Genomic DNA, 25,562 nt, shown 5'->3' with positions numbered 1-25,562 from the left:
CAAGCTGAGCGTATGCTTGTAAGAGGAGCCGATAATGAAAAACACAACCTATCTTACCAATGAGGATCGCTGGCAGGCCGTACTGGCCCGCGATCCGCGTGCGGATAACCAGTTTGTCTTTGCCGTGCAGACGACCGGCATTTATTGTCGTCCGTCCTGCCGCGCCCGCCACGCGCTGCGTAAAAATGTCTGCTTTTATCCTGATGCTCACCAGGCCGCGCAGGCGGGTTTCCGCCCCTGTAAGCGCTGTAGGCCGGACCAGGTCGACCCTATGGCGCAGAAAAAGGCCAACATTGCGCTGGCCTGTCGACTGCTTGAACAGGATGCCGCGCTGAACCTGGAGGCACTGGCGCAGCAGGTTGCCATGAGTCCGTTCCATTTCCACCGCTTGTTTAAATCCGTCACCGGCATGACGCCGAAAGCATGGCAGCAGGCCGCGCGTGAACAACGCCTGCGCACCCTGCTTGCACAGGGCGGTAAAATCACCGACGCCGTACTGGCCGCTGGCTTTCCGGACGGCAGCAGCTACTACCGTAAAGCCAACGGCGCGCTGGGCATGACGGCAAAACAGTACCGCAACGGAGAGGCTGCGGTCCGCTATGCCATCAGTGACTGCTCGCTGGGCCGCTGTCTGGTGGCGGAAAGCGAGCGCGGGATCTGCGCAATACTGCTGGGTGATGACGACGCCGGGCTGACGGCTGAGCTGCTGTCACTGTTTCCGCTTGCCGTCCGTGAACCGATGGAAGGCGCGTTTGCCGGGCGTGTTCGGCAGGTTATTGCCTCTGTCGACAGCCGCGCGACGCCGCTGACGCTGCCGCTGGATATCCGTGGTACCGCCTTCCAGCAGCAGGTCTGGCAGGCGCTGCGGGATATCCCCTGCGGTGAAACGGCAAGCTATCAGCAGGTGGCGAAGGCCATTGGTAAACCCAATGCCGTACGTGCCGTGGCGGGGGCCTGCGGTGCCAACAAACTGGCGATAGTCATCCCCTGTCACCGCGTGGTGCGTAACGACGGTGCGCTGTCGGGTTATCGCTGGGGAGCAGCGCGTAAGATGCTATTGTTGAAACGTGAGGCGAACAAACCGGAGGGATAATGCTCGATCTTTTTGCTGATGCTGAACCCTGGCACGAGCCGCTCGCGCCGGGGGCGACGATCCTGAGACGCTTCGCGCTTTCCCGCGCGGCGGCGCTGTTCGACGGTATTGATGCCGTTACCGCTTGTTCGCCGTTTCGCCATATGGTTACGCCGGGCGGGTATACCATGTCCGTGGCGATGACCAACTGCGGCGAACTGGGATGGGCGACGAATGAGCGGGGCTATGTATATGCCGCGAACGATCCGCTGACGGATCAGCCGTGGCCGCCGATGCCGGAGGCGTTTCAGGCGCTGTGCCATGACGCCGCCGTGGCGGCCGGCTATCCTGATTTTCGACCCGATGCCTGTCTTATCAACCGCTATGCCGTTGGGGCAAAGCTCTCCTTGCATCAGGATAAGGACGAGCCAGACCTGCGCGCGCCGATCGTCTCGGTATCCCTTGGGCTGCCCGCTGTCTTTCAGTTTGGCGGCCTGCGGCGCAACGACCCGCTCAAACGGCTGATGCTGGAGCATGGTGATGTGGTGGTCTGGGGCGGTGAATCACGGCTTTTTTACCACGGTATTCAGCCGCTTAAACCTGGCGATCACCCGGTGGCGGGGGCATTTCGCTACAACCTCACGTTCCGTCAGGCGGCATACAGAGAATAAAAATAAGAATTATTCTTGATGTGTGTGAAAGGCAGTTTACACTGCTGGCTGATTTTTCTTGTCCGGATTGCTCTGCATGCAACTACTTCTTCTTGTCTGGCGGCAGTATCGCTGGCCTTTTATCGCGGTGATGGCGTTAAGCCTTGCCAGCGCGGCGCTGGGGATCGGCCTGATTGCCTTCATTAACGTGCGTTTGATCGAAATGGTAGACACGTCACTCTCCGTCCTGCCGGAATTTCTGGGTTTACTGCTGCTGCTGATGGCAGTCACGCTCGGGTCACAGCTGGCGCTGACCGCCCTCGGCCACCATTTCGTTTTCCGTCTGCGCAGTGAGTTCATCAAACGGATCCTTGATACTCAGGTGGAACGCATCGAGCAGCTGGGAAGTGCCTCTCTGCTGGCGGGGCTGACCAGCGATGTGCGCGCCATTACCATCGCCTTTGTGCGCCTGCCGGAGCTGGTGCAGGGGATCATCCTGACATTTGGCTCGGCAGCCTATCTCGCCTGGCTCTCCAGCAAAATGCTGGCGGTAACGGCGCTGTGGATTGTTATTACCATCTGGGGCGGGTTCCTGCTGGTATCACGCGTCTATAAGCACATGGCAGTGCTGCGCGAAACGGAAGACAAGCTCTATAACGATTATCAGACGGTGCTGGAAGGGCGCAAAGAGCTGACGCTGAACCGCGAGCGTGCCGAGCATATCTTCAACCATCTTTATATCCCGGATGCGCACGAATATCGTCATCACATTATCCGCGCCGATACGTTCCACCTGAGCGCTGTGAACTGGTCCAACATCATGATGCTTGGCGCGATTGGCCTGGTGTTCTGGATGGCGAACAGCCTGGGGTGGGCGGATACCAATGTGGCGGCAACCTACTCCCTGACGCTGCTGTTTTTACGCACGCCGCTGCTGTCGGCCGTTGGCGCACTGCCGACGCTGCTGAGCGCTCAGGTGGCCTTCAACAAGCTGAAGAAATTCGACCTTGCGCCGTTTAAGGCTGAGTTCCCGCGCCCGCAGGCCTTCCCGAACTGGCAAACGCTGGAGCTGCGTAACGTTACCTTCCGCTATCAGGATAACGCCTTCTCCGTAGGGCCGATAAACCTGACCATTCATCGCGGCGAACTGCTGTTCCTTATCGGCGGCAACGGCAGCGGCAAATCTACGCTGGCGATGCTGCTGACGGGCCTCTACCAGCCGCAGGCGGGTGAAATTTTGCTGGATGGTAAAGCGCTGAGCGCGGAGAAACCGGAGGACTACCGCAAGCTCTTCTCGGCGGTATTTACCGACGTCTGGCTGTTCGACCGGCTGCTGGGACCGGAAGGGCAGCAGGCGGATCCGGCGCTGGTGGAGAAGTGGCTTGCGCACCTGCAAATGTCGCACAAGCTGGAGCTACAGGATGGCAAAATCCTGAATCTCAAACTATCGAAAGGGCAGAAGAAGCGCGTGGCGCTGCTGCTGGCCCTGGCCGAGGAGCGTGACATCATCCTGCTGGATGAGTGGGCCGCCGATCAGGACCCGCACTTCCGTCGCGAGTTTTATCAGGTCCTGCTGCCGCTGATGCAGGCGATGGGAAAAACCATTTTTGCCATCAGCCATGACGATCACTACTTCATTCACGCCGACCGTCTGCTGGAGATGCGCGACGGCAAGCTGAGCGAGCTGACCGGCGATGAGCGCGATGCGGCGTCACGGGACGCGGTGGCGCGTACGGCCTGATTGCAATTGTGCCGGGTGGCGCCCGGCACACTAATTTTTCATATATGCCGTTTTTTTCTCCATCCCGACCCGCCGTTTATTCTTATTTACATATCCCCGCGCTATGCTTAACGCCAACTCATTTAATGGATTTATGATTGATGTCGGTATTAAAGAAAAACAGCGCCAGGCAGCGTGACCAGGAGCGTGCGCGGCTCATCTGGCTCCTGACGACCGATAAAGCGGTCACGTCAACGTTATTGGGTAAGCTAACCCTGGCTGAGCAATATGATGTCGGCACGCTGGCCGACGATATTGCTGAGGTAGGTGCGCTGGTTGCACATTTACCGCCCCCGGACCTGGCGGACACCCTGGAGGCATTGCCTTCCGAAGAGCGCCACGCCCTGTGGCGGCTGGTGCAGGATCACGAGCGCGGTCAGGTATTGCTTGAAGCCTCGGAAAACGTCTGGGATGACCTTATCGATGAGATGAGCGACCGGGACATTCTTGACGCCCTGCAAACGCTGGATATCGATGAGCAGATTTACCTCGTTCAGCATCTTCCGCGCAACCTGACCGGACGCCTGCTGGCTTCCCTGCCTGCTGAAGAGCGGGCGCGCGTGCGTCAGGTGATGCACTACGAGAAAAACAGCGTCGGCGCGATCATGGAGTTTGGCGTCATCACCGTGCGCCCGGACGTCACCCTGGGTACGGTGCAGCGCTATCTTCGTCGCCTGGGCAGTATGCCGGACAACACCGATAAACTGTTCGTCACCTCGCGGGATAAAACTCTGCTCGGGGAGCTGGAGCTGAAAACGATCCTGCTTAACAGCACTCAGCAGCGGGTGAGTGAGGTCATGGAAACCGAGCCGATGGTCTTCTCGCCGGAAGACGATGCCGAAAAAGCGGCGCGTACCTTCGAACGTGATGACCTGGTGAGCGCGGCGGTGGTGGATTCGGTGGGCAAGCTGATGGGGCGTCTGACCATCGATGAGATCGTTGACGTGGTCTATGAAGAGACCGATAACGACCTGCGTGCCCTTGGCGGGATCAGTGCCGAAGATGACGTTCATGCCTCCGTCGGCAAGGCCGTCAAAACCCGCTGGGCGTGGCTCGCCATCAATTTATGCACCGCGTTCGTGGCGTCCCGCGTTATTGACGGCTTTGAACATACCATTTCCCAACTGGTGGCCCTGGCGTCGCTGATGCCGATTGTGGCGGGGATCGGCGGGAACACCGGCAATCAGACTATCACCATGATCGTTCGCGCCCTGGCGCTGGAAAACATTCAGCCGGGTAATTTTTCGTGGCTGATTTTCAGGGAGATGGGCGTCGCGCTGATTAACGGCCTGGTCTGGGGCGGCATCATGGGCGGCATTACCTGGTGGCTGTACGATGATATGGCGCTGGGCGGGGTCATGATGCTGGCGATGGTGCTGAACCTGCTGGTGGCGGCGATGATGGGCGTGATTATCCCGTTGACCATGACCCGGCTGGGGCGCGACCCCGCGGTGGGGTCGAGCGTGATGATCACTGCCATTACCGATACCGGCGGTTTCTTTATTTTTCTTGGACTGGCGACGATTTTTCTTCTGTAGCACGCGCTTTTTGCTTAAGTCGGGCAGGGAGGATGAACATCATCACAATCCCGCCCAGCACGCCAATTGCCAGGTTGCCGGTGAAAACCGTTGCCACAACCGTCACCAGCATCACGACGGTTTCAGCCACCGGCGCGTTTTTCAGCGTTCCGGGCTGAACGCTATGCCAGCTAAAGGTCTTGACGGCCACAATAGCCATAATTCCCGCCAGTACCGCCATCGGAATTTTGGCCATCACCTCGCTGAGCGCCGTAACCAGCACCAGCAGTACGATGCCCGCCGCAAGGGTGGAGATACGGCTTCTGCCTTTCCCCATCTCCACGTTAACGATGGTCTGCCCAATCATCGCGCAGCCCGCAATGCCGCCGTAGAACCCGGCCATAATATTGCCCACGCCCAGTCCGATGCTCTCGCGGCGCTTACTGGAGGGGGTAGCGGTCAGCTCGTCCACCAGTTTTGCCGTCAACAAGGATTCCAGCAGGCCAACGAAAGCGATACTTAGCGCGCACGGCCAGATGATGCTCAGGGTTTCCAGATTGAGCGGCACCAGCAGTTGCGTAAAGCCCGGCAAACCGCCGCCCATGGAACCTTCATCCCCTACCGTCGGCAGGATTTGCCCGCTGGTGACGGTGAACAAAGTCAGCAGCACAATGGCAATCAGCGGGGAGGGCACGCTTTTGATATAGCGTGGCACCCAGAGCACAATCAGCAGCGTCAGCACGAACAGGCCCACAATCAGCGGGCTTCGGCTCCAGAAATGGGGCACCTGGGCAAAGAAAATCAAAATGCCAAGGGCGTTAACAAACCCGGTCATCACCGACTGGGGAATAAAGCGCATCAGCCGCGCCATACCCAGCGCGCCGAACAGGATCTGAATCACGCCTGCCATCACCACCGCGGGCAGAATGTACTGTACGCCGTGTTGATGGACCATCGGGCCAATCACCAGCGCGACGGAACCTGCCGCCGCCGTCACCATGGCCGGACGCCCGCCGAGCAGGGAAAGGGCGAAACAGAGCACCACGGAGGCGATAAGGCTCACTTTCGGATCCACGCCCGCGACCACGGAAAACGAAATCACTTCCGGGATCAGCGCCAGCGCGGTAATCACACCGGCCAGGGTTTCGCGCATCAGACGGTGAGGCGAACGTAAAACAGTGGCGACATGGCCTTCTTGAGGTACAGACGAGTGGGGTAATGACATAACAATTCGCTGGTAGGGGCAGGCTTCCGTGCGCGCGATCACAAAGTGCAGCATGATAGCCAGGAAAATCGTCGGGTGCCAGCCTGTCTGCCAAATCCCTACAAACAATCCATTATTAAATTTCACAATTACAATAATTTCGTAACCTTTAAACAATATTTAAAAGTTGCTACCGTGCCACCGCAGCGTGTTTCACCTGTAATTTCCACGCATCAAGCACTATTCAACTAAGGCATAAATGATGAAAAAAATGACTGCCGTGCTCTTTTCTCTGGCCGTGGGGCTGAACGCCGTCTCGATGGCGGCGAAGGCTGACGCACCAAAAGAGCAGGAAACGGATGTCCTTTTAATTGGTGGCGGCATCATGAGCGCCACGCTGGGAACGTATCTTCAGGAATTGGAGCCGAACTGGTCCATGACCATGGTCGAGCGCCTCGATGGCGTGGCACAGGAAAGCTCTAACGGCTGGAACAACGCCGGGACGGGGCACTCGGCACTCATGGAACTGAACTATACGCCGCAGAAAAAGGACGGTTCCATTAGTATCGAGAAGGCGGTAGAGATCAACGAAGCGTTCCAGATCTCACGTCAGTTCTGGTCTCACCAGGTGAACAGCGGTGTGTTGCACAATCCGCACTCCTTCATCAACACCGTACCGCACATGAGCTTTGTGTGGGGCGATCAAAACGTCAACTTCCTGCGCGCGCGCTACGCTGCCCTGCAACAGAGCACGCTTTTCCGCGGGATGAAATACTCTGAAGATCACGCTCAAATCAAAGAGTGGGCGCCGCTGGTCATGGAAGGCCGCGATCCGAACCAGAAAGTAGCGGCGACCCGCACTGAAATTGGTACTGACGTTAACTACGGTGAAATCACCCGTCAGCTGGTGTCCTCTCTGAAGAAAAAAGAGAACTTTAACCTGCAACTCAGCTCCGAAGTGCGTGGTTTCAAGCGCAACGCGGATAACAGCTGGAGCGTGACCGTTGCCGATCTGAAAAACAACGAAGCCGAGCATGTGATTAAGGCTAAGTTCGTGTTTATCGGTGCGGGCGGCGCGGCGCTGAAACTGTTGCAGGAGTCCGGTATTCCGGAAGCGGACGACTACGCGGGCTTCCCGGTCGGCGGCCAGTTCCTGGTGTCGGAAAACCCGGAAGTGGTTAACCGTCATCTGGCTAAAGTGTACGGTCAGGCCTCTGTGGGCGCACCACCGATGTCCGTTCCGCATATCGACACCCGCATGCTGGACGGTAAGCGCGTAGTGCTGTTCGGGCCGTTCGCCACATTCTCCACCAAATTCCTGAAAAACGGTTCCCTGTGGGATCTGCTGAGCGCGACCACGACGTCAAACGTTAAGCCAATGATGGACGTGGGGCTGGATAACTTCGATCTGGTGAAATACCTGATTAGCCAGGTGATGCTCTCTGATGAAGAACGCTTCGAGGCGCTGAAAGAGTACTATCCGCAGGCGAAGAAAGAAGACTGGCGTCTGTGGCAGGCGGGTCAGCGCGTGCAGATTATCAAACGCGATCCGAAAGAGGGCGGCGTGCTGCGTCTGGGCACCGAAGTGGTAAGCGACAAGGATGGCACCATTGCCGCGCTGCTGGGGGCATCTCCGGGGGCGTCTACCGCTGCGCCAATCATGCTGCACCTGATGGAAAAAGTGTTTAAGGACAAAGTATCCAGCCCGGAATGGCAGGCGAAGCTGAAAACCATTATTCCATCCTACGGTACGAAGCTGAACGGTAACGTTGAAGCCACGGAACAAGAGCTGGAATACACCAGCCGCGTTCTGCAACTGCAATACGTCAAACCGCAGGCTGCGGATGCTGCGCCACAGGCAGAGCTGAAACCTCAGGCGGAAAGCAAGCCGGTAGCGGATATCGCGCTGTAAGGTAAACGCAAAACGGTAACATCTGTTACCGTTTTTAGTGCTTTCTCCCTCTCCCGGTGGGAGAGGGTTGGGGTGAGGGCACCAGAACGCACCCTTTCCAGGTCGGGTAAGCGAGAGCGCCACCCGACTTATTTTTAACGAACTACCGCTTGTCCTACCGTCTCATCCGCTTTCCATACGCGATATTTCACATCCACGTTTTCCGGCGTGTATAAGACGATCGGCAGCTTGCTGTTATAGCGCAGCAGACTGTTATCACCCAGATACGCGGTAATAAATTTCTTCTCTTTCTTGCCGTCCGGGCACGCCATCATGGTGGAGACTGGCGAGGTTACTTTGTCGAAGACATAGTAGTCATAGCCCCAGCCTTCCAGCGTTTTGCTTTCCAGCTGGCCGCCCAGGCGATGCTGGTTGCAGTCCACTTCCAGTGTCTGGCCGATTAACAGCTCAACTTTGAAATTTGCTTCATCCTGCTGAGCCGGGAGCTGAATAACCTGGCGCTTCATCCCTTTGTCCGCTTGCGGATACGGAGCAACTTTTTCCAGCGGCTGCTCTTTCCGGGTTTCGCTGGCGAAAGCACTAGTGCTGGCGCACGCAGCGGCGATGAGGGCGATGGCAAATTTAGGTGCGTTTTTCACTGTCATTCCTTTTTGTTAAAACGATCCTGGAAAGACTAACATATAGCACGTGAATAGTTGGCGCAATTTACTCATATTTTCATTTTAAATGGAGTAATGCACTGCTTTCATGTTCATTTATTGGTGTTTAATGCTGTGTTGGAGTCGATGCGGCAATCGTGTTATTTTACGCGTTAATTACTGTTATTCATCTGTAAAGGGAGGGGAGATGGTACGTGAAAAACTGAAGACACCTGAAGGCCGCAAGTTCCTGCTGGCGTTACTGGTTGTGTTTATGATTGCTGCTGCATGCGTGGGGCGAGCAACCATTGTCGGTGTGATTGAGCAGTACAACATCCCGCTCTCTGCCTGGACAACCAGCATGTTTGTCCTGCAATCGGCGATGATCTTTGTTTACAGCCTGGTGTTTACCGTCCTGCTGGCGATTCCGCTGGGGATTTTCTTTCTCGGTGGGCGTGAAAAACACTAAGCATTGCGCATGCGGAGACAGGCAATAAAAAACCAGCCATAAGCGGCTGGTTTTTTTATGTAGTTTTGGTCGGCACGAGAGGATTTGAACCTCCGACCCCCGACACCCCATGACGGTGCGCTACCAGGCTGCGCTACGTGCCGACGCATAAAAGGAATACTACTCGATTCCTTTTTGAATGCAAGGGGCAAGCAACGCTAACTGATTCATAAATAATCAGTTAGCGATAAAGCGCTTCTCGTCTGTCAGCACCTGCAACAGCAAACTGAGCTGCGGCTTCTGGTCTTTCAGCTTCTCACCTTCGAGGTTATACGTCTGGTAATTGCCATTGCTGTTCAGCACCAGGGACAACGTCGGCGTGGTCACCACCAGCGTGTTTCCGCCAGCAGCCGTGACCCAGTTATGACGCCGCGTGGCGCTAAAGAGGTCTTGTCCCTGCGAGTACTCAATTGCCGGTGTGCTGACGTGCAGCAGCCGTTGCATTAACGTGGTCATGACGTCTTTATGGTCGGTGAGCATGTTGATGCGCTGCGCGGGAGTGCCCGGCCAGTGGATCACCAGGGGAACATGCAGGTTCGGACGCGACCACTCCATGCCCTTCGCCTCGTCGCCGAGCGGCACGCCATGCCCCGCCGTGATAATCACGACCGTATTATCCAGCTTGCCCGCGTCGCGCAGGGCGGTCAGCACGCGGCCGATCTGCGCATCGACATCGCCCGCCGCACGGCTATAGCGGCGCGCGAAGCCTTTCTGATTGCTGTCATCAAGCGTTGTGCCGTTAAACGCAACCCAGGAGAACCAGCGGTTATCTTCCTGCGCATAGCGCTTCAGCCAGTCTATCCACTGGTCAGCGGTCCGATCGTCAGACTGGCTCTGCGCGGCGGGCAGTGAGAAATCAGACAGCAGCGCCTGGCGGTACAGCGAGCTGTTGAAACCATCAGAGGCGAACAGCCCCAGCTGGTAGCCCTGCTGATTAAGCCCGGTAATCAATGCCGCCGGAATACGGGCCGACAGCACGCCGTCCATATAGCTCGGTGAAATGCCGTAGAACAGGCCGAAAATACCCGCGTCGGTCGAATTACCGGAGCTCATATGCTGAGTGAATACGATGTTGTTCTCAGCGAATTCAGCCAGCGCTGGCATCTGCTTCTCATAGCGGGAATAGTTCAGGCCATCGACGGTAATCAGCAGCACGTTCTGACCGCGGCCCATGTCGCGATATTTCAGATCGCTCAGGGGATACTGCACGCTGACCGCTTCCGGATTACCCTGTTCGACCAGACGACGCTGATACTCCTGCGCGTCCAGCAGGCCGTGTTTTTCGAGGAAACGACGCGCCGTCATCGGATAGGAGAGCGGCAGGTTCGCGCGCTGCATGGTAATCGGGCGGTAGAAGTTCGCATCTGCCCAGATATACATCAGGTGCGAACCGATAAATGAGGCGAAAAAGAGCGCCGCGACGGGCTTCGCATAATGGCGGCGTCGGGTCAGACTGCGGAGTTTTTGCCAGCTCCACGTGGCGAACAGCATTTCGATCAGCAGGATAATCGGCACGCTGATAAACATCAGCTGCCAGTCGCGCGCGGTCTCGTTCTGATCCGGGTTAATCACCAGCTCCCAGACGACAGGATTCAGGTGCAGGTGGAAGCGGGTAAAGACTTCGCTGTCGATCAGCAACAGCGTCATGCCCGCCGTCGCAAGAATGGCGGACAGGAAGCGCATCAGCCGCTGCGACATGACGATAAACGTCAGTGGGAACAGGATCAGCAGATAGGTGGCGAAGACCAGAAAGCTAAAGTGACCAACAAGGCTCATCCACGAGTAGATGCGCCCGGTTAACGTGGTTGGCCAGTCCGCCACAAACAGATAACGGCAGCCGAGCACCATCGCCAACAGAATGTTGAACAGGGCAAACCAGTGCCCCCAGCTGACCATCTGGGAGACTTTTTCACGGTAGCGCTGACGATTCGTCACCATAAACTGTTGTTCGTTTCCCTTAGTGTGCCTGGTCGTCGCTAACGGAGGACTGCAAAGCCTGGGCGAAAGATTTGGCGATCGCCTGACGCTGAGCCGGAGCAACGCTGGTATTGATCAGGTTGGTAACCATATTTCCCAAAACCATCAGGGAGAGATCGGTTGGCGTTTTATGTTTTTCCAGTACGTTGACCAGCTCACTGAGCAATTGTTCAACGTGTTCGTCACTGTAGCGGGAATGTTGTGGCATAAATCAAAATCAGTTTGTTGAGAGAAGGGCGACATATTACCGTAGCAACAGCTTTTTTTCCCCTTTTTTATCTTCTGTTGCACACATGCGTTGGTGGTGGTTGAATACCGCCCGGTCTAAAAGGAGAGTTTATCATGAGTCTGGAAATCAACCAGATTGCCTTGCACCAGCTTATCAAGCGTGATGAGCAAACCCTTGAAGTGGTGCTGCGCGATTCGTTACTGGAACCAACGCCTACCGTTGTCGAGATGATGGCGGAGTTGCATCGCGTCTACAGCGCGAAAAATAAAGCTTATGGCTTGTTCAGCGAAGAGAGCGAACTGGCGGATAGCCTGCGCCTGCAACGTCAGGGCGAAGAGGATTTCCTGGCATTCAGCCGCGCTGCTACTGGCCGTCTGCGTGACGAGCTGGCGAAATATCCCTTCGCCGATGGCGGTATCGTCCTGTTCTGCCACTACCGCTATCTGGCGGTAGAGTATCTGCTGGTCACCGTGCTGAATAACTTAAGCAGTATGCGCGTGAACGAGCAGCTGGATATCAGCTCAACGCACTACCTGGATATCAACCATGCGGATATTGTGGCGCGTATCGATTTAACCGAATGGGAAACCAACCCGGAATCAACGCGCTATCTGACCTTCCTTAAAGGCCGCGTGGGCCGCAAAGTGGCGGATTTCTTTATGGACTTCCTCGGCGCCAGCGAAGGGCTGAATGCCAAAGCGCAGAACAAAGGTCTCCTCCAGGCGGTGGATGACTTTACGGCTGAGGCGCAGCTTGATAAATCTGAGCGTCAGACCGTGCGTCAGCAGGTTTACAGCTACTGCAACGAGCAGCTACAGGCTGGAGAAGAGATTGAGCTGGAGTCGCTGTCCAAAGAGCTGGCAGGCGTCAGCGAAGTCAGCTTCCAGGAATTTACTGCGGAAAAAGGCTATGAGCTGGAAGAGAGCTTCCCGGCGGATCGCAGTACGCTGCGTCAGCTGACGAAATTTGCCGGTAGCGGCGGTGGGTTAACCATTAACTTTGATGCCATGCTGCTCGGGGAACGTATCTTCTGGGACCCGGCCACCGACACGCTGACCATTAAAGGCACACCGCCGAATCTGCGCGACCAGCTTCAGCGTCGCACTTCAGGCGGTAAGTAACAGCCATAAAAAAACCCCGCAAACGCGGGGTTTTTCTCGACAGGTTTGCGATTACGCGCGAACGAAGTCGATGTGAGTCAGTTTTGGCTTGAACGCGTGACGCTGAACAGCCTGAACTTTCACTTTTTCTTCTTTACCGTCAACAACGATGGTCAGAACTTCGCTGTAGAATTCAGCTTTGTTCTGCATGTTCCATACTTTGTCGTGATCCAGTTCAATAGCAACTGGAGCAGCTTCGCCACCGTAAACGATAGCCGGGAACTTGTTTGCGGTACGCAGGCGGCGGCTCGCACCCTTACCCTGCACGTTACGTACTTCTGCTTCGATAGTGAACATTGATTTCTCTCTGTATTTAAAACCCTACTACAGGCGACCCAGCAGCAGGTGAGTGTTCTGCCTCACGGATGTGAAGCGGGCGGCATTTTATACTCAAATGGCTCGCGCATCAACGAAAAGTCCCGTTAACCGCGCAATTCGTTTGCCCGGCGAAAGCGTCCTTCATAGTCAAAGACCTTCTCACGCACCTGCCAGAACTGCCCTTTTTTACGGGCGACAACAAAATCAGGATGGCGCAGTAACGCCTGCTGGCGCACGATATCCGCCACGGTTATCCAGCGCAGCGGCACGCCAGGCGTGCGGGTATGCGGGCGGATAAAGAGCTGCTCAAACGCGGTGCGCTGGGCGGGCGTCTGGACCCGGAACCGCTCGCTGACGTCTGCGCCATCCTCGTCGTAGTAGGTAATTTTTAGCCACTCGCCTTTTTCATCCGCGCCGGGCTGTAAGGCCATGCCGGAACAGCGCAGCACCAGCGCATCTTTCAGCTTCAGCGCCGCTTTCAGCATGTCGTCCGGGTCGACTAGGACCGTGTCGCACTCCCGACAGCGGCGGGCGGCAATGTCGTTTTCGGCATTGCACTGCGGGCAGTTTTTGAAGCGGAAGCGGAAGTCACACTGTTCGCGATGGCCTTCATCGTCTTCAAACCAGCCCTGACAGCGGCGGCCAAAATGTTCGATCAGCGTGCCGTCGGCGGTGGTTTTCCCCCAGAAGGTGTTGGCAAACCCGCAGGCAGGGCAAAAAACCTGAACGGGCACGTTGTCGCTCTTGCCTTTTGGCGTGCCGACTTCCGGCGAATAGAGATCGTGCGGGTTACCGGCGTAATCAAGGATCAGACAGTCGGTTTTGCCCGGCGCCAGACGCAGCCCGCGGCCAACAATCTGCTGATACAGGCTGACGGATTCCGTCGGGCGAAGAATCGCAATCAGGTCGACGTGCGGGGCGTCAAAGCCGGTGGTTAGTACGGAGACATTCACCAGATAGCGGAACCGCTGAGCTTTGAAGTCCTCAATCAGGCTGTCGCGCTCCAGGCCGGGGGTTTCACCGGTAATTAACGCCGCGTCGTCGGCGGGCAGCAGCCCCGTAATTTCGCGCGCGTGTTCGACAGTGGCAGCAAAAATCATCACCCCTTTGCGCGTTTGTGCGAACTCTTCAATCTGGCTGATGATATGCGGCGTGATCCGCTTCTGTTTTTTCAGCTCATGGTTAAGATCTGCCTCGCTGAACAGCCCGTTGCTCTGCGCCTGTAAGCGGCTGAAATCGTACTGCACGACGGGCATATCCAGCCGCTCCGGCGGCGTCAGGTAGCCGTGCTTGATCATGTAGCGCAGCGGAAGCTCATAGATACAGTCGCGGAACAGGGCCTTTTCATCGCCACGCACCATGCCGTGATAATGAAACTGATAAATCCAGCCCTTGCCCAGACGAAACGGCGTGGCGGTGAGGCCAAGCAGACGGAGGTGAGGATTCACCTTTTTCAGATGAGTGAGGATTTGCTGATACTGGCTGTCGTCGTCATCGCTGATGCGGTGACACTCATCGACAATCAGCAGGGAAAACTCGCTGCGAAACAGTTCCAGGTTGCGCGCAACGGATTGTACGCTGCCAAACACCACTTTTCCGTGGCTCTCTTTGCGCTTCAGTCCGGCGGCAAAAATGTCGGCCTCCAGGCCGAGCGCGCAATATTTGGCGTGGTTTTGCGCCACCAGCTCTTTGACGTGCGCCAGCACCAGCACGCGTCCGCGGGCCAGGCGCGCCAGTTCGGCAATCACCAGGCTTTTACCGGCTCCGGTCGGGAGAACGATGGCGGCGGGCTCCCGATGCTTGCGAAACCAGGCGAGGGTGGCATCAACGGCTTCCTGCTGATAGGGGCGTAATGTGAACGTCATAGCTTCTCTATTCAGTTAACTCGCATATAGTATGCCACGAAACTTTTTCCCTTGAGTGGCGCAACCAGACCATTATACTGAACTGTTTCTGACTGCTTCTTTTTCGGACGCGTAGTCCGACTTCCAGCACCATTAAGGCTAAAAAGATTTCATGCGACTTGATAAGTTTATCGCTCAGCAACTCGGCGTAAGCCGCGCTATTGCCGGGCGTGAAATTCGCGCCAGCCGCGTAACCGTGGACGGCGACATTGTGAAAGACAGCGCTTTTAAACTCCAGCCTGAGCACCAGGTGGAGTATGACGGCAACCCGCTGACCCAGCAGAATGGCCCGCGCTACTTCATGCTCAACAAACCGGAAGGTTACGTCTGTTCAACGGACGATCCGGATCACCCGACGGTGCTCTATTTCCTCGACGAACCTGTGGCGCACAAGCTGCATGCGGCAGGGCGACTGGATATCGATACTACCGGCCTGGTGCTGATGACCGATGACGGCCAGTGGTCGCACCGCATCACCTCCCCGCGCCATCACTGTGAGAAAACCTATCGGGTGATGCTTGAGTCTCCGGTCTCGGATGACACGGCAGAGCAATTCGCGAAAGGCGTTCAGCTGCATAATGAGAAGGATCTGACCAAACCGGCGGTGCTGGAAATCCTCACCCCCACGGACGTCCGTCTGACCATCAGTGAAGGCCGCTACCATCAGGTGAAGCGGATGTTTGCCGCCGTGGGCAACCACGTTGTGGGGCTGCATCGTGAACGTATCGGCGCGATTGAACTCGATCCAGACCTGGCCCCAGGGGAATATCGCCCGCTGACGGAAGAAGAGATTGCCAGCGTCGGGCTGCCTTCACGCTAAATTCAGGAGAACCCTGTGACCACCAGGCCACACTCGTCGTTTAAAATTGTATTTATCCTTGGCCTGCTGGCCATGCTGATGCCGCTGTCTATCGATATGTATCTGCCCGCGCTGCCGGTGATTTCCGCGCAGTTTGGCGTACCGGCAGGCAGCGCGCAGATGACGCTCAGCACCTACATTCTTGGTTTTGCCCTCGGTCAGCTCTTTTATGGCCCAATGGCCGACAGCCTGGGGCGTAAACCGGTTATCCTGGGCGGGACATTGATATTTGCCGCGGCGGCGGTGGCCTGCGCGCTGGCGCAGAGTATCGATCAGCTGATTGTGATGCGCTTCTTCCATGGCCTGGCGGCGGCTGCGGCAAGCGTGGTGATTAACGCGCTGATGCGCGACGTCTACCCGAAGGAAGAGTTCTCACGCATGATGTCGTTCGTCATGCTGGTCACGACAATTGCGCCGCTGGTCGCCCCCATGGTGGGCGGGGCGGTCCTGGTGTGGTTCAGCTGGCATGCGATTTTCTGGATCCTGGCGATTGCCGCGCTGCTGGCCTCGGTGATGATCTTCGTCTTTATCGATGAAACGCTGCCGGTCGAGCGACGTCAGAAGTTCCACATTCGCACCACGCTTGGCAACTTTGCCTCGCTGTTTCGCCATAAGCGTGTGCTCAGCTATATGCTGGCCAGCGGCTTCAGCTTTGCCGGAATGTTCTCGTTCCTGAGCGCGGGGCCGTTTGTGTACATCGAACTGAACCATGTGTCACCCCAGCATTTTGGTTACTACTTCGCGCTGAATATTGTGTTCCTGTTTGTGATGACCATTATCAACAGCCGCTTTGTCCGGCGGGTTGGGGCGCTGAATATGTTCCGCGCCGGGCTGTGGATCCAGTTCGTGATGGCTATCTGGCTGGTATTGAGCGCGTTGCTGGGCGTCGGTTTCTGGGCGCTGGTGGTGGGCGTGGCGGCGTTTGTCGGCTGCGTGTCGATGGTTTCATCCAACGCGATGGCGGTGATCCTCGACGAATTTCCGCATATGGCGGGCACCGCCTCGTCGCTGGCAGGAACGTTCCGTTTCGGAATTGGCGCGATAGTCGGGGCGCTGCTCTCGACGGCGACGTTTAATACCGCCTGGCCGATGCTGTGGGCGATTGCCCTCTGCGCGACCTGCTCCATACTCTTCTATCTTTACGCCAGCCGGCCGCGAAAGACGGCGCATAAATGACCACTTAAGGCCCGTGACGGGCCTTTTTGTTGACCCATATCAACCAACCCTCCGTTCGTTTACCCTGTGTTTGTTTCTTTTATGTAAAATCTATTTATGTAAAAAGTCACATCATTGTATTTAAAAAGGTTGAGTTAGATCGCAGAAACGGGTACATATAGCGCCGACGCGAGCCTGCAACGCCTATAAAATCCGCTAAACAGTGCAGGTTGGCGATGATGTGTTACTATAAATGTAAATAAATTGTGAAGTAAATTTGCTTCCGGGGATCTGAACGTGAATACATTACAACTCTCCATTGTCCATCGCTTGCCCCAGAGCTATCGCTGGTCGACGGGTTTTGCAGGTTCGAAAGTTGAACCGATTCCGCAAAGCGTTGCCGGGGAGGATAATTGTCTGGTGGCCCTCAAACTGCTCAGCCCGAGCGATGAAAATGCGTGGCCGGTCATGGAACGTCTCAGCCAGGCGCTGACGGACATCGAAGTGGACAGCTCCGTGCTGGAATGCGAAGGTGAGCCGTGCCTGTTTGTTAACAGCCAGGATGAGTTTGCCGCCACCTGTCGGCTGAAAAACTTCGGCGTGGCCATTGCCGAGCCGTTCTCCGGTCAATATCCTTTCTGAGTGCTAGTCAGCGGACAATAGCTGGCGTGTGTAATCCTGCGTCGGCGCGGTGAATACGCGCTGGCACTCTCCCTGCTCAACGACTTCTCCCTGCCGCAATACCACCACCTGATGGCAAAGCGCACGCACCACCTGTAAATCGTGGCTGATAAAGATATAGGCCAGCCGATGCTTTTCCTGTAGCCCCTTCAGCAGCGCCAGAATTTGCGCCTGCACGGTGCGGTCCAGGGAAGAGGTTGGCTCGTCCAGCACGATCAGCTCCGGTTTCAGGATCAGCGCGCGGGCAATCGCTATACGCTGGCGCTGTCCGCCGGAAAACTCAGCCGGATACCGGTGCCGGGTCTCGGGATCTAAACCCACTTCCGCCATCACCCGCATCACGTCGATTTCACGCTGTTGCGCCGTCATTGTCGGCTGGTGGACGCGCAGGCCCTCTTCAATAATCTGTAATACGCTCAGGCGCGGGTTAAGCGAAGAGTTTGGATCCTGAAATACCACCTGCATCCGCGGGCGCACGGGAAGCATCATCCGGCGATTCAGGTTTTGCAGCGGCATGCCGTCAAAAACAATGCTTCCCTGAGAGGCGATCAGGCGCAGCAGCGCCAGGCCGGTGGTGCTTTTGCCTGAACCGGACTCGCCCACAAGCCCAAGCGATTCGCCTGGACGCAGAGCGAAGCTCATGTCTTTCAGAACATGATTGTGATCGACCACGCGACGCAAAATGCCTTTGCGGATCGGGAATGACACCGACAGCCCCTCAACCCTCAGCAACGGCGCGCTGTCAGCGTTAAGCGGAACCGGGTCGCCAGCGGGTTCGCTATCGAGCAGGCGCTGTGTATACGGGTGCTGAGGCGCGCTCAGCAGGGCGGATGCCCGGTTCTGTTCCACGCAGCGGCCGTTTTGCATCACGGCCACCGCGTCAGCGAGCTTTTTCACGATGCTCAGGTTGTGCGTAATAAACAGCAGGCTCATGTTCAGCTCGTCGCGCAGTTCGCGCAGCAGTTGCAGAATTTGTGCCTGTACCGTGACGTCCAGCGCGGTAGTAGGTTCATCGGCAATCAGCAGTTCGGGGCGCGTGAGCAGGGCCATTGCAATCATCACGCGCTGGCGCTCGCCGCCGGAAAGCTGGTGCGGGAAATCGTTTAGCCGTTTCGCCGCATTACGGATACCGGTGCGTTCAAGGCAGTTCAGAATTTCACCCCGCGCTGCCTCTTTACGCATTCCCCGATGAAGGGACAGCACTTCATAGAGCTGTTTTTCCAGGGTATGCAGTGGGTTGAGCGACACCATCGGCTCCTGAAAAATCATGGCGATGTTGTTGCCACGAATGCCGCGCAGGGTTTGCTCGTCAGCGTTCAGCAGCGATTGTCCATGGAACAGAATATCCCCCTGCGGATAGCTGACCGGCGGGGAAGGGAGCAGGCGCAGCACCGACAGCGCCGAAACGCTCTTACCGGAGCCGGATTCCCCGACCAGCGCCAGCGTCTCTCCGCGCTGGATCTGCAACGATAAATCCGTCACCACCGTGCGTGATTCGCCCTGTTTTGAAAACGCAATCGACAGGTTCTCTATGCTCAGAAGAGGCCGGGTCATGTCATACCGCCTTGTTGGGATCGAAGGCATCGCGCACGGCTTCGCCAATAAAAATCAGCAGGGAAAGGAGCACCGCCACGGAGAGGAATGCGGCGATGCCCAGCCAGGGGGCCTGGAGATTGTTTTTGCCCTGCAACAGCAGTTCGCCAAGGGACGGTGAGCCCAGCGGCAAACCGAAACCAAGAAAATCAAGCGACGTCAGGGTGGTAATGGAGCTGCACAAAATAAACGGCAGGAAGGTGAGGGTCGCCACCACCGCATTGGGAAGCATGTGGCGGAAGATGATTGCGCCATCGCTCACGCCTAACGCCTGCGCAGCGCGAATATAGTCGTAATTCCGCGTACGCAGAAACTCCGCGCGCACCACGCCGACCAGCGCCATCCAGCCGAACAGGACGGTGATCCCGAGCAGCCACCAGAAGCCAGGCTGTACCACGCTGGACAGCAGGATAATCAGAAACAGCGTCGGCATACCGGACCAGACTTCAATCACGCGCTGTCCCCATAAATCTATTTTACCCCCGTAATAGCCCTGCACGGCGCCCGCCACAACGCCCATTACGCTGCTAAAGAGCGTCAGCAGCAGCCCAAACAGGAGCGAGATGCGGGTGCCATAGAGAATGCGCGCCAGCACATCGCCGCCGTTGGCGTCCGTTCCCAGCCAGTTTTGCGCGGAAGGCGGCGAAGGGAAGGGGGTGGACGTGGCGAAGTTAATACTGTTCGCGCCAAAACGAATCGGCGCCCAGATAGCCCAGCCGTGCTGCGCTATCTGTTCACGTAACCAGGGATCCTGGTACTCGGCTGGCGTCGCAAACGGGCCGCCAAAATCGCTTTCGCTGTAGGTGGCCAGCACCGGTACATACCAGCGGTCTTTGAAATGCACCAGCAGGGGTTTATCGTTGGCAATCAGTTCCGAACACATACTTAAGGCGAACAGGACGGCGAAGATCCACAGCGACCAGTAGCCGCGACGGTTGTGGCGAAAGCGCGCCCAGCGGGCCTGATTGACGGGGCTTAAACGCGACATCAGCGACCCTCAAAATCGATACGGGGATCGACCAGCGTATAGCTGATATCGCTGATGATGTTCAGCAGCAGGCCGATCAGGGTGAAAATGTAGAGTGTGCCAAACATCACCGGATAATCACGGGAGACGGTGGCCTCATAGCCCAGCAGCCCTAATCCGTTGAGCGAGAACATCACCTCTATCAGCAGCGAGCCGGTAAAAAACATACTGATGAACGTGGCGGGGAAACCGGCAATCACCAGCAGCATGGCGTTACGAAAAACGTGCTTCCACATGATCTGCTTTTCACCGACGCCTTTGGCGCGCGCGGTGACGACGTACTGTTTGCGGATCTCATCAAGAAAGGCGTTTTTGGTCAGCATCGTAAGCGCCGCAAATCCGCCGATGACCATTGCCAGCACCGGAAGCGTGATGTGCCAGAAGTAATCGGTGATTTTCTGATACCACGGCAGGGTGCTGAAATCCGCAGAGACCAGCCCGCGCAGCGGGAAGAGGTCGAAATAACTGCCGCCAGCGAAAAAGACAATTAGCAGCACGGCAAACAGAAACGCCGGGATAGCGTAGCCGATGATAATGAATGTGCTGCTCCAGATATCGAAACGGCTACCGTTGTAGACCGCTTTTCGGATCCCCAGCGGAATGGAGACCAGATAAATAATCAGCGTCCCCCACAGTCCGAGCGTGATGGAAACCGGCAGGCTTTGTTTGATCAGGGTTAACACCGAGGCGCTGCGAAACAGGCTGTCGCCAAAATCGAAACGGACATAATCCCAGAGCATCCTGAAATAACGCTCGTGCAGCGGCTTGTCAAAACCATAGCGATGGGTAATCTCGGCGATCACCTCCGGATCCAGTCCGCGACCGCCCCGGTAGTGGCTTTCGCTGATGTTGCCCACGCCCGTCCGGGCATGGCTGGCCCCCATTCCTTCACCGCCGCCGCCCGGCATGCCGCCAGCGTGACCAAATTCTATTGCCGCAATTGCCTGGTCCACCGGACCGCCGGGGGCGATCTGGACGATAAAAAAGTTAATGGTAATGATGGCCCACAGCGTCGGGATCACTAACAGCAGCCGGCGGATAAGATAAGCGCCCATCGTCACTCCTTAACGCCGCTCTGCGGGCAGTTTTGCGGCTTTATTCACGTCATACCACCAGGTGTCAAAGCCGAGGGTGTAGACCGGGCGAACGGCAGGCAGGGAGAATTTATCCCAGCGGGCCACGCGATCTTCGCCCATATACCACATCGGCAGCATGTAATAGTTCCAGGTTAAGACCCGATCGAGCGCGCGGCCAAGCGGCAGAAGCTTGTTCTTATCGCCCTGAGCGGCGACAATTTTTGCAATCAGCGCATCAGTCACCGGGCTCTTTACGCCCGGGGCGTTGTACGAGGAGTCGATATACCCCGATGCCCAGGAGATTTGCAGATCTGAACTCGGCCACGGCTGCGCGGCCCACAGGGTCTGCATCATGTCGTAATCGCGACTGCGCTTGCGGTTGGTTAACTGGGCCATATCGACCTGGCGGATATTCATGGTGACGCCAAGCCGGGCAAGGTTCTTCTTGAATGGCAGCACCCACTGATCGTTTGCGCCGGAGGCAATCAGCAGTTCGAAGCTGAGCGGTTTACCGGTTTGCACATTAACCCGTTGCCGATTTTTCAGCACCCAGCCAGCATCATCCAGCAGGTTGCTGGCTTTCAGCAGGTTGTCCCGGTCGAACCCGTTTCCGTCGGACTTGGGCGGTTCAAATACGCGGGTGAACACCTCCGGCGGGAGCTCCGCTTTCATTGGCGCCAGCAAAACCAGCTCGTCCGCGTGGGGATAATCACGGGCGGCATATTCAGTATTCTGGAAATAGCTGTTCGCCCGGCTGTAGGCTCCGTAAAACAGCGCTTTGTTCATCCATTCGAAATCAAACGCCAGGGTAATGGCTTCACGCACCCGACGATCGGAAAAAACCGGGCGCTGAATATTAAACGCCAGCCAGCGCGTGTCCTGCGCGGATTCGTTTTTGTGTTCGTCTTTAACGATATAGCCTTTCGCGAAATTTTTTCCAATATAGCGGGTCGCCCAATTTTTGGCGCTGTTCTCGACACGTAAATCAAACGCGCCCGCCTTAAATGCCTCGAAGGCCACGTTATCATCCAGGTAGTAGTCGTAGCGGATTGTATCGAAGTTCCAGCGGCCCCGGTTTACCGGCAGCGTGGCTGCCCAGTAATCTTTCACCCGGGAATAGATCACGTACTGGCCCATTCGCCAGTCGGTAATGCGATACGGCCCTCCGGCCAGCGGCGGGGTAGAGAGGGGATCGCTCAGCTTATGATTTTTCCAGAAGGATTCGGGCATGACGGGCAGGGAGAACAGGCTCAGCATATTCTCTTTGTTCGGCTCAGGGAGTTCGATTCGCACGGTCAGCGGGGCGATGGCTTTCACCGTGGTGCCCTTGTACACCAGACGAAACTGCGGCACGCCTTCGGTCATAAATTTATGAAAGGTGAATGCCACGTCACGGGCGCTAACCGGCGTACCGTCGTGAAAACGCGCCCGCGGATTAATCGCGATTTCTGCCCAGCTGAAATCATCGGCGTATCGCACGTTCTCGGCGACCAGGGGATAATAGCTGCCGGGCTCGTCGTCGGAGGTGACGAACAGCGTGTCATAGAGGGATTCGGTACGCGCTGCCGCCACGCCGCGCAGGGCAAAGCGGTTAAAGTTGTCAAACGTTCCCGTGGCGGAAAGCGTCACGTTTCCGCCTTTCGGGGCGGCGGGGTTAACGTAATCGTAGTGGTTAAAGTTAACCGCGTACTTCGGCTCGCCAATGACGGCAAAGGCCGTGCTCTCTTTGATGGTCTGCGCCTGGCTCGACAGGCTCACCAGCGCCAATAGCGTCAACACAACGCGCATAATCATAGTGCGGCGGATCCCTTTGTTCACAGGCAGGCTCGGTTGAACAGAATAATAAGGGACAGCGCCGTGATTGTGAAATTATTCCCCGAGCGTGATGTCGGGTTGCCACGTCCTGAACTGCTCCAGCGGCATCGGGCGGCCGATCCAGTAGCCCTGAAGATAGTTCACGCCATGCTCGCGCAGCCACGCCGCCTGCTCCGGCGTTTCAACACCCTCGGCAACGGTTAACATATTCAGGCGTTCTGCCAGCGTCAGCACCGCGTCAAGCACTGGCGAGGTGACGGTTTCAGTCCCGATGGCATTCACGAAGCCACGGTCAATTTTCAGGTAATCCATCGTGAAGCGTTCCAGATAGATCAGCGCGCTGTGGCCGGTGCCAAAATCATCGATGGCAATTTCGAAACCTTCTTCGTGCAGCCATTCGAACAGCTGATTAGCCTCGCGGTGGTTGATCATATCGCGCTCGGTTATTTCCAGCACAATCTGGAAGTGATCGGGTGGAAGAGCGGCGGCAAACGCGCGCATATCCTCTTTAAAGCTTTCCGCATGCAGATGCCCGGGCGCGATGTTGATCCCAAACTTGGCCCCAGGCGGGAGCACCGTTTGCAGGACAGGGGCATCGCGGATAATCAGGTCAAAAAGATGCAGCGTCAGCGGGACAATCAGCTTCTGCGCTTCAGCGAAATTAATAAAGGCATCCGGTGGAATTTCTCCCATCACCGGATGCTTCCAGCGCATCAGGACTTCCAGCCCGGTCATTTTGAGCGACTGCGCATCCACGACGGGTTGATAGACCACGTAAAACTGGTCGCGTTTGATGGCCGTTAGGATCTCTTTCCCCGGATTAAGACGGATAGTAAGAATATAGAAATTCAACAGGCCCGCCGCGATACCGCAGACCAGGCCGAAAAACAGGGCGTACAGCACATCATCGGTCGTCCAGGCTTCCGCATAAACATGGATGGTCAGAGGTACATTTTTCAGCGTGGCGGTACGGACCGGGATATCAGGCAAATCACGTGCAGGGACCAGCGTTCCGGAATGGGTTGATAACGCATAATCGCCAATAATGATGGAAATACCGGCAAACTCATCCTGTCTTGAGGTGTAGAGGAGATAAGGAGTCAGGTTAAGATTAACGGAGGTAAATACACCGCCGTCCTTCACCAGTGGGTTGCGATACCAGATGGCAATCGCGGGCTTGTCCGGCAGCATGGGAGTGCCCGGCAGGAGCGCCATATCAACCTGTTTATTGATGTGCAGTTCAGGAATAAGCGCTTCCAGAGGGACATTCATCGGGCCGGTGGCGGAAGAGCAGTAGGCGTTTTTATCCCTGACCAGCAAAAAGGCGCGCACATTGATGCTAAAGGCCGCCCGGGAGGTCAGGGCGGCACTCACTTCCTCGCAGCTGTTTAGCGTGAGTGGCTGGAGCGTATCAATCGACATTTTGAGCTCATCAAAATAGCTCTCCATGTAGACGCTTAAATCGGTAATAAGGGTATCGAATCTGACGTCTCGCTTGTGATAACTCCAGTAAAACTGTAATGCTCCCAGGAGCAGGGCAGTGAATAACCCCGTAAGGAAACTGAGAAACAGAATCTTGCGGTTGCTGGAGAAGTAGCGGGTAAACATAGATGTCGTGATTCCTGAAATGCCGCTGGATAGTTATCAGTGTAACGGGCAAAAAAAAACACTGCCGGAGCAGTGCTTTTTTTATCGTATCGCCAGCCAAGGGATAACCAACGATACGACAGCAATATTAACTACGGCTCAGAACGCGGCGAGCTTCGTTGTAGCGCTTCTTCCAGTAAGGTTCGTTCATGCTGGAAATCGTCACACCACTGCTGGTGGAAGCATGGACAAACTGATCGTTACCGATATAGATGCCAACGTGTCGACCGGTTGAACCCGCTCTGAACAGGACTAAATCGCCCGTGCGCAGTTTAGTGCGCGAAATGGATTTGCCCATTTCCTGCTGTTCATAAGTAGAACGCGGAAGGTCTAACCCAAACTGCTCACGGAATGTACGCTGTACGAACGCGGAACAATCGATGCCTTTCTTGGTGCTGCCGCCCAGACGGTAACGCACGCCTTTCCAGTCAGCATACTGATCCATAATACGCGACTTAACGTCGAGATTACGTACCATATTTTCAAATTCATCCTGAGAGGCTTGCAGTGAAGAGGAATCTTCCATTCCCACAACACGCGTCTCAGGATGCATATTCTTCGCGGTGTTCGTCGTACTACATGCCGAAAGCAGAACCGCCACTGCAATCGCCGGGATCCCCCGCAAGATATATCTCAAGATTGGTTGAGATTTGACCATTTTGTTTGTTTTCCCTTGAAGTCCTTAACGAAAATATCGTTATAAAAATGCCAACCGTGACGAGACTAATAATCTGTTCACAATGAGACAATTCTTTATGGTGAAAACTGTGGCTCAACGCACAAAATTATTCACCATGATAATAATTATCTCAGTGGGGCAAAACGAGTTCGAGGTTAACC

Annotated in this window: 22 protein-coding genes and 1 tRNA gene; 10 read left to right on the top strand and 13 right to left on the bottom strand. The window is 56.2% G+C overall.

From position 1 onward, the window contains the following. Positions 1-34: 34 nt before the first annotated feature. From ada to mgtE, 4 genes are all read left to right on the top strand, one after another. Positions 35-1,093: a bifunctional DNA-binding transcriptional regulator/O6-methylguanine-DNA methyltransferase Ada gene (gene ada, locus IPZ49_RS01090; protein ID WP_063932862.1), complete on the top strand. Its 1,059-nt coding sequence runs from the start codon at positions 35-37 to the stop codon at positions 1,091-1,093. Continuing rightward, a complete protein-coding gene (alkB, locus tag IPZ49_RS01085) occupies positions 1,093-1,743 on the top strand; it encodes a DNA oxidative demethylase AlkB (protein WP_003859395.1) in 651 nt (216 codons plus the stop codon). The genes ada and alkB overlap by 1 nt, the downstream gene beginning before the upstream one ends. A gap of 76 nt (positions 1,744-1,819) precedes the next feature. Continuing rightward, a complete protein-coding gene (locus IPZ49_RS01080; RefSeq protein WP_017383408.1) occupies positions 1,820-3,463 on the top strand; it encodes a multidrug ABC transporter permease/ATP-binding protein in 1,644 nt (547 codons plus the stop codon). A gap of 140 nt (positions 3,464-3,603) precedes the next feature. Continuing rightward, positions 3,604-5,040, top strand: a complete 1,437-nt coding sequence (gene mgtE, locus IPZ49_RS01075) for a magnesium transporter (protein ID WP_006811337.1) — start codon at positions 3,604-3,606, stop codon at positions 5,038-5,040. On the opposite strand, the gene IPZ49_RS01070 is transcribed toward mgtE, so the two are convergent. Continuing rightward, positions 5,003-6,298 (bottom strand): SulP family inorganic anion transporter, encoded by a 1,296-nt coding sequence (locus IPZ49_RS01070; RefSeq protein WP_047732810.1) that lies wholly within the window; start codon positions 6,296-6,298, stop codon positions 5,003-5,005. The genes mgtE and IPZ49_RS01070 overlap by 38 nt on opposite strands. A gap of 187 nt (positions 6,299-6,485) precedes the next feature. On the opposite strand from IPZ49_RS01070, the gene mqo reads away from it, so the two are divergent. Next, positions 6,486-8,135 (top strand): malate dehydrogenase (quinone), encoded by a 1,650-nt coding sequence (gene mqo, locus IPZ49_RS01065; RefSeq protein ID WP_058689096.1) that lies wholly within the window; start codon positions 6,486-6,488, stop codon positions 8,133-8,135. Between the two features lie 134 nt (positions 8,136-8,269). On the opposite strand, the gene eco is transcribed toward mqo, so the two are convergent. Then, positions 8,270-8,779 carry a serine protease inhibitor ecotin gene (gene eco, locus IPZ49_RS01060; protein ID WP_063932863.1) on the bottom strand — a complete coding sequence of 170 codons (510 nt, stop codon included), beginning with the start codon at positions 8,777-8,779 and terminating at the stop codon, positions 8,270-8,272. 202 nt (positions 8,780-8,981) lie between these two features. Between eco and IPZ49_RS01055 the strand changes: the two genes are divergently transcribed. Beyond that, entirely contained in the window at positions 8,982-9,242 is a 261-nt protein-coding gene (locus tag IPZ49_RS01055; RefSeq protein WP_006811332.1) for a DUF2534 family protein, read from the top strand. Between the two features lie 66 nt (positions 9,243-9,308). Here IPZ49_RS01055 and IPZ49_RS01050 read toward each other — a convergent pair. The 3 genes from IPZ49_RS01050 to IPZ49_RS01040 all read right to left on the bottom strand — a co-directional run bounded on the left by IPZ49_RS01050 (position 9,309) and on the right by IPZ49_RS01040 (position 11,466). Further along, positions 9,309-9,385 (bottom strand) — tRNA-Pro (locus tag IPZ49_RS01050). 73 nt (positions 9,386-9,458) lie between these two features. Continuing rightward, a complete protein-coding gene (gene yejM, locus IPZ49_RS01045; RefSeq protein ID WP_017383404.1) occupies positions 9,459-11,219 on the bottom strand; it encodes an LPS biosynthesis-modulating metalloenzyme YejM in 1,761 nt (586 codons plus the stop codon). Between the two features lie 19 nt (positions 11,220-11,238). Further along, positions 11,239-11,466: a YejL family protein gene (locus IPZ49_RS01040; RefSeq protein ID WP_001135586.1), complete on the bottom strand. Its 228-nt coding sequence runs from the start codon at positions 11,464-11,466 to the stop codon at positions 11,239-11,241. 134 nt (positions 11,467-11,600) lie between these two features. Here IPZ49_RS01040 and yejK point away from each other — a divergent pair, with 134 nt between their 5' ends. Next, the gene (yejK, locus tag IPZ49_RS01035; RefSeq protein ID WP_017693031.1) at positions 11,601-12,608 is read left to right on the top strand and encodes a nucleoid-associated protein YejK; all 1,008 of its coding nucleotides are present in this window, start codon (positions 11,601-11,603) and stop codon (positions 12,606-12,608) included. Positions 12,609-12,659: 51 nt separating this feature from the next. Here the strand turns inward: yejK and rplY are convergent, their stop codons facing one another. Then, complete coding sequence (gene rplY / locus IPZ49_RS01030; RefSeq protein WP_015572298.1) at positions 12,660-12,944, bottom strand: 50S ribosomal protein L25; 285 nt, start codon at positions 12,942-12,944, stop codon at positions 12,660-12,662. 125 nt (positions 12,945-13,069) lie between these two features. Beyond that, on the bottom strand, positions 13,070-14,830 hold the full coding sequence (locus tag IPZ49_RS01025) for a DEAD/DEAH box helicase (RefSeq protein ID WP_015572299.1): 1,761 nt from the start codon (positions 14,828-14,830) through the stop codon (positions 13,070-13,072). A 151-nt stretch (positions 14,831-14,981) separates the two neighbouring features. Here IPZ49_RS01025 and rsuA point away from each other — a divergent pair, with 151 nt between their 5' ends. From rsuA to IPZ49_RS01010, 3 genes are all read left to right on the top strand, one after another. Next, positions 14,982-15,689, top strand: coding sequence for a 16S rRNA pseudouridine(516) synthase RsuA (gene rsuA, locus IPZ49_RS01020; RefSeq protein WP_017383401.1), 708 nt, complete (start codon positions 14,982-14,984; stop codon positions 15,687-15,689). Between the two features lie 15 nt (positions 15,690-15,704). Next, entirely contained in the window at positions 15,705-16,904 is a 1,200-nt protein-coding gene (locus IPZ49_RS01015) for a Bcr/CflA family multidrug efflux MFS transporter (RefSeq protein ID WP_017383400.1), read from the top strand. Positions 16,905-17,180: 276 nt separating this feature from the next. Then, entirely contained in the window at positions 17,181-17,525 is a 345-nt protein-coding gene (locus IPZ49_RS01010) for a YejG family protein (protein WP_003859372.1), read from the top strand. A 3-nt stretch (positions 17,526-17,528) separates the two neighbouring features. Here the strand turns inward: IPZ49_RS01010 and yejF are convergent, their stop codons facing one another. The 6 genes from yejF to mepS form a co-directional block, all read right to left on the bottom strand. Next, positions 17,529-19,118 (bottom strand): microcin C ABC transporter ATP-binding protein YejF, encoded by a 1,590-nt coding sequence (gene yejF / locus IPZ49_RS01005; protein WP_032669467.1) that lies wholly within the window; start codon positions 19,116-19,118, stop codon positions 17,529-17,531. 1 nt (position 19,119) lies between these two features. Next, a complete protein-coding gene (locus tag IPZ49_RS01000; RefSeq protein ID WP_017693033.1) occupies positions 19,120-20,145 on the bottom strand; it encodes a microcin C ABC transporter permease in 1,026 nt (341 codons plus the stop codon). Beyond that, on the bottom strand, positions 20,145-21,239 hold the full coding sequence (locus IPZ49_RS00995; RefSeq protein WP_058689093.1) for a microcin C ABC transporter permease YejB: 1,095 nt from the start codon (positions 21,237-21,239) through the stop codon (positions 20,145-20,147). The genes IPZ49_RS01000 and IPZ49_RS00995 overlap by 1 nt, the downstream gene beginning before the upstream one ends. 9 nt (positions 21,240-21,248) lie before the next feature. Continuing rightward, a complete protein-coding gene (locus IPZ49_RS00990) occupies positions 21,249-23,054 on the bottom strand; it encodes an extracellular solute-binding protein (protein WP_058689092.1) in 1,806 nt (601 codons plus the stop codon). Positions 23,055-23,129: 75 nt separating this feature from the next. After that, the gene (locus tag IPZ49_RS00985; protein ID WP_033487356.1) at positions 23,130-24,683 is read right to left on the bottom strand and encodes a cyclic di-GMP phosphodiesterase; all 1,554 of its coding nucleotides are present in this window, start codon (positions 24,681-24,683) and stop codon (positions 23,130-23,132) included. A 127-nt stretch (positions 24,684-24,810) separates the two neighbouring features. Further along, a complete protein-coding gene (gene mepS / locus IPZ49_RS00980; protein WP_003859364.1) occupies positions 24,811-25,380 on the bottom strand; it encodes a bifunctional murein DD-endopeptidase/murein LD-carboxypeptidase in 570 nt (189 codons plus the stop codon). Positions 25,381-25,562: the final 182 nt, after the last annotated feature.

This window comes from Enterobacter cloacae complex sp. S2, assembly GCF_015159675.1.
Classification (GTDB): domain Bacteria; phylum Pseudomonadota; class Gammaproteobacteria; order Enterobacterales; family Enterobacteriaceae; genus Enterobacter; species Enterobacter intestinihominis.
The sequence above is the reverse complement of the archived record's forward strand: the minus strand, read 5'-3'. Positions and strand labels throughout refer to the sequence as shown.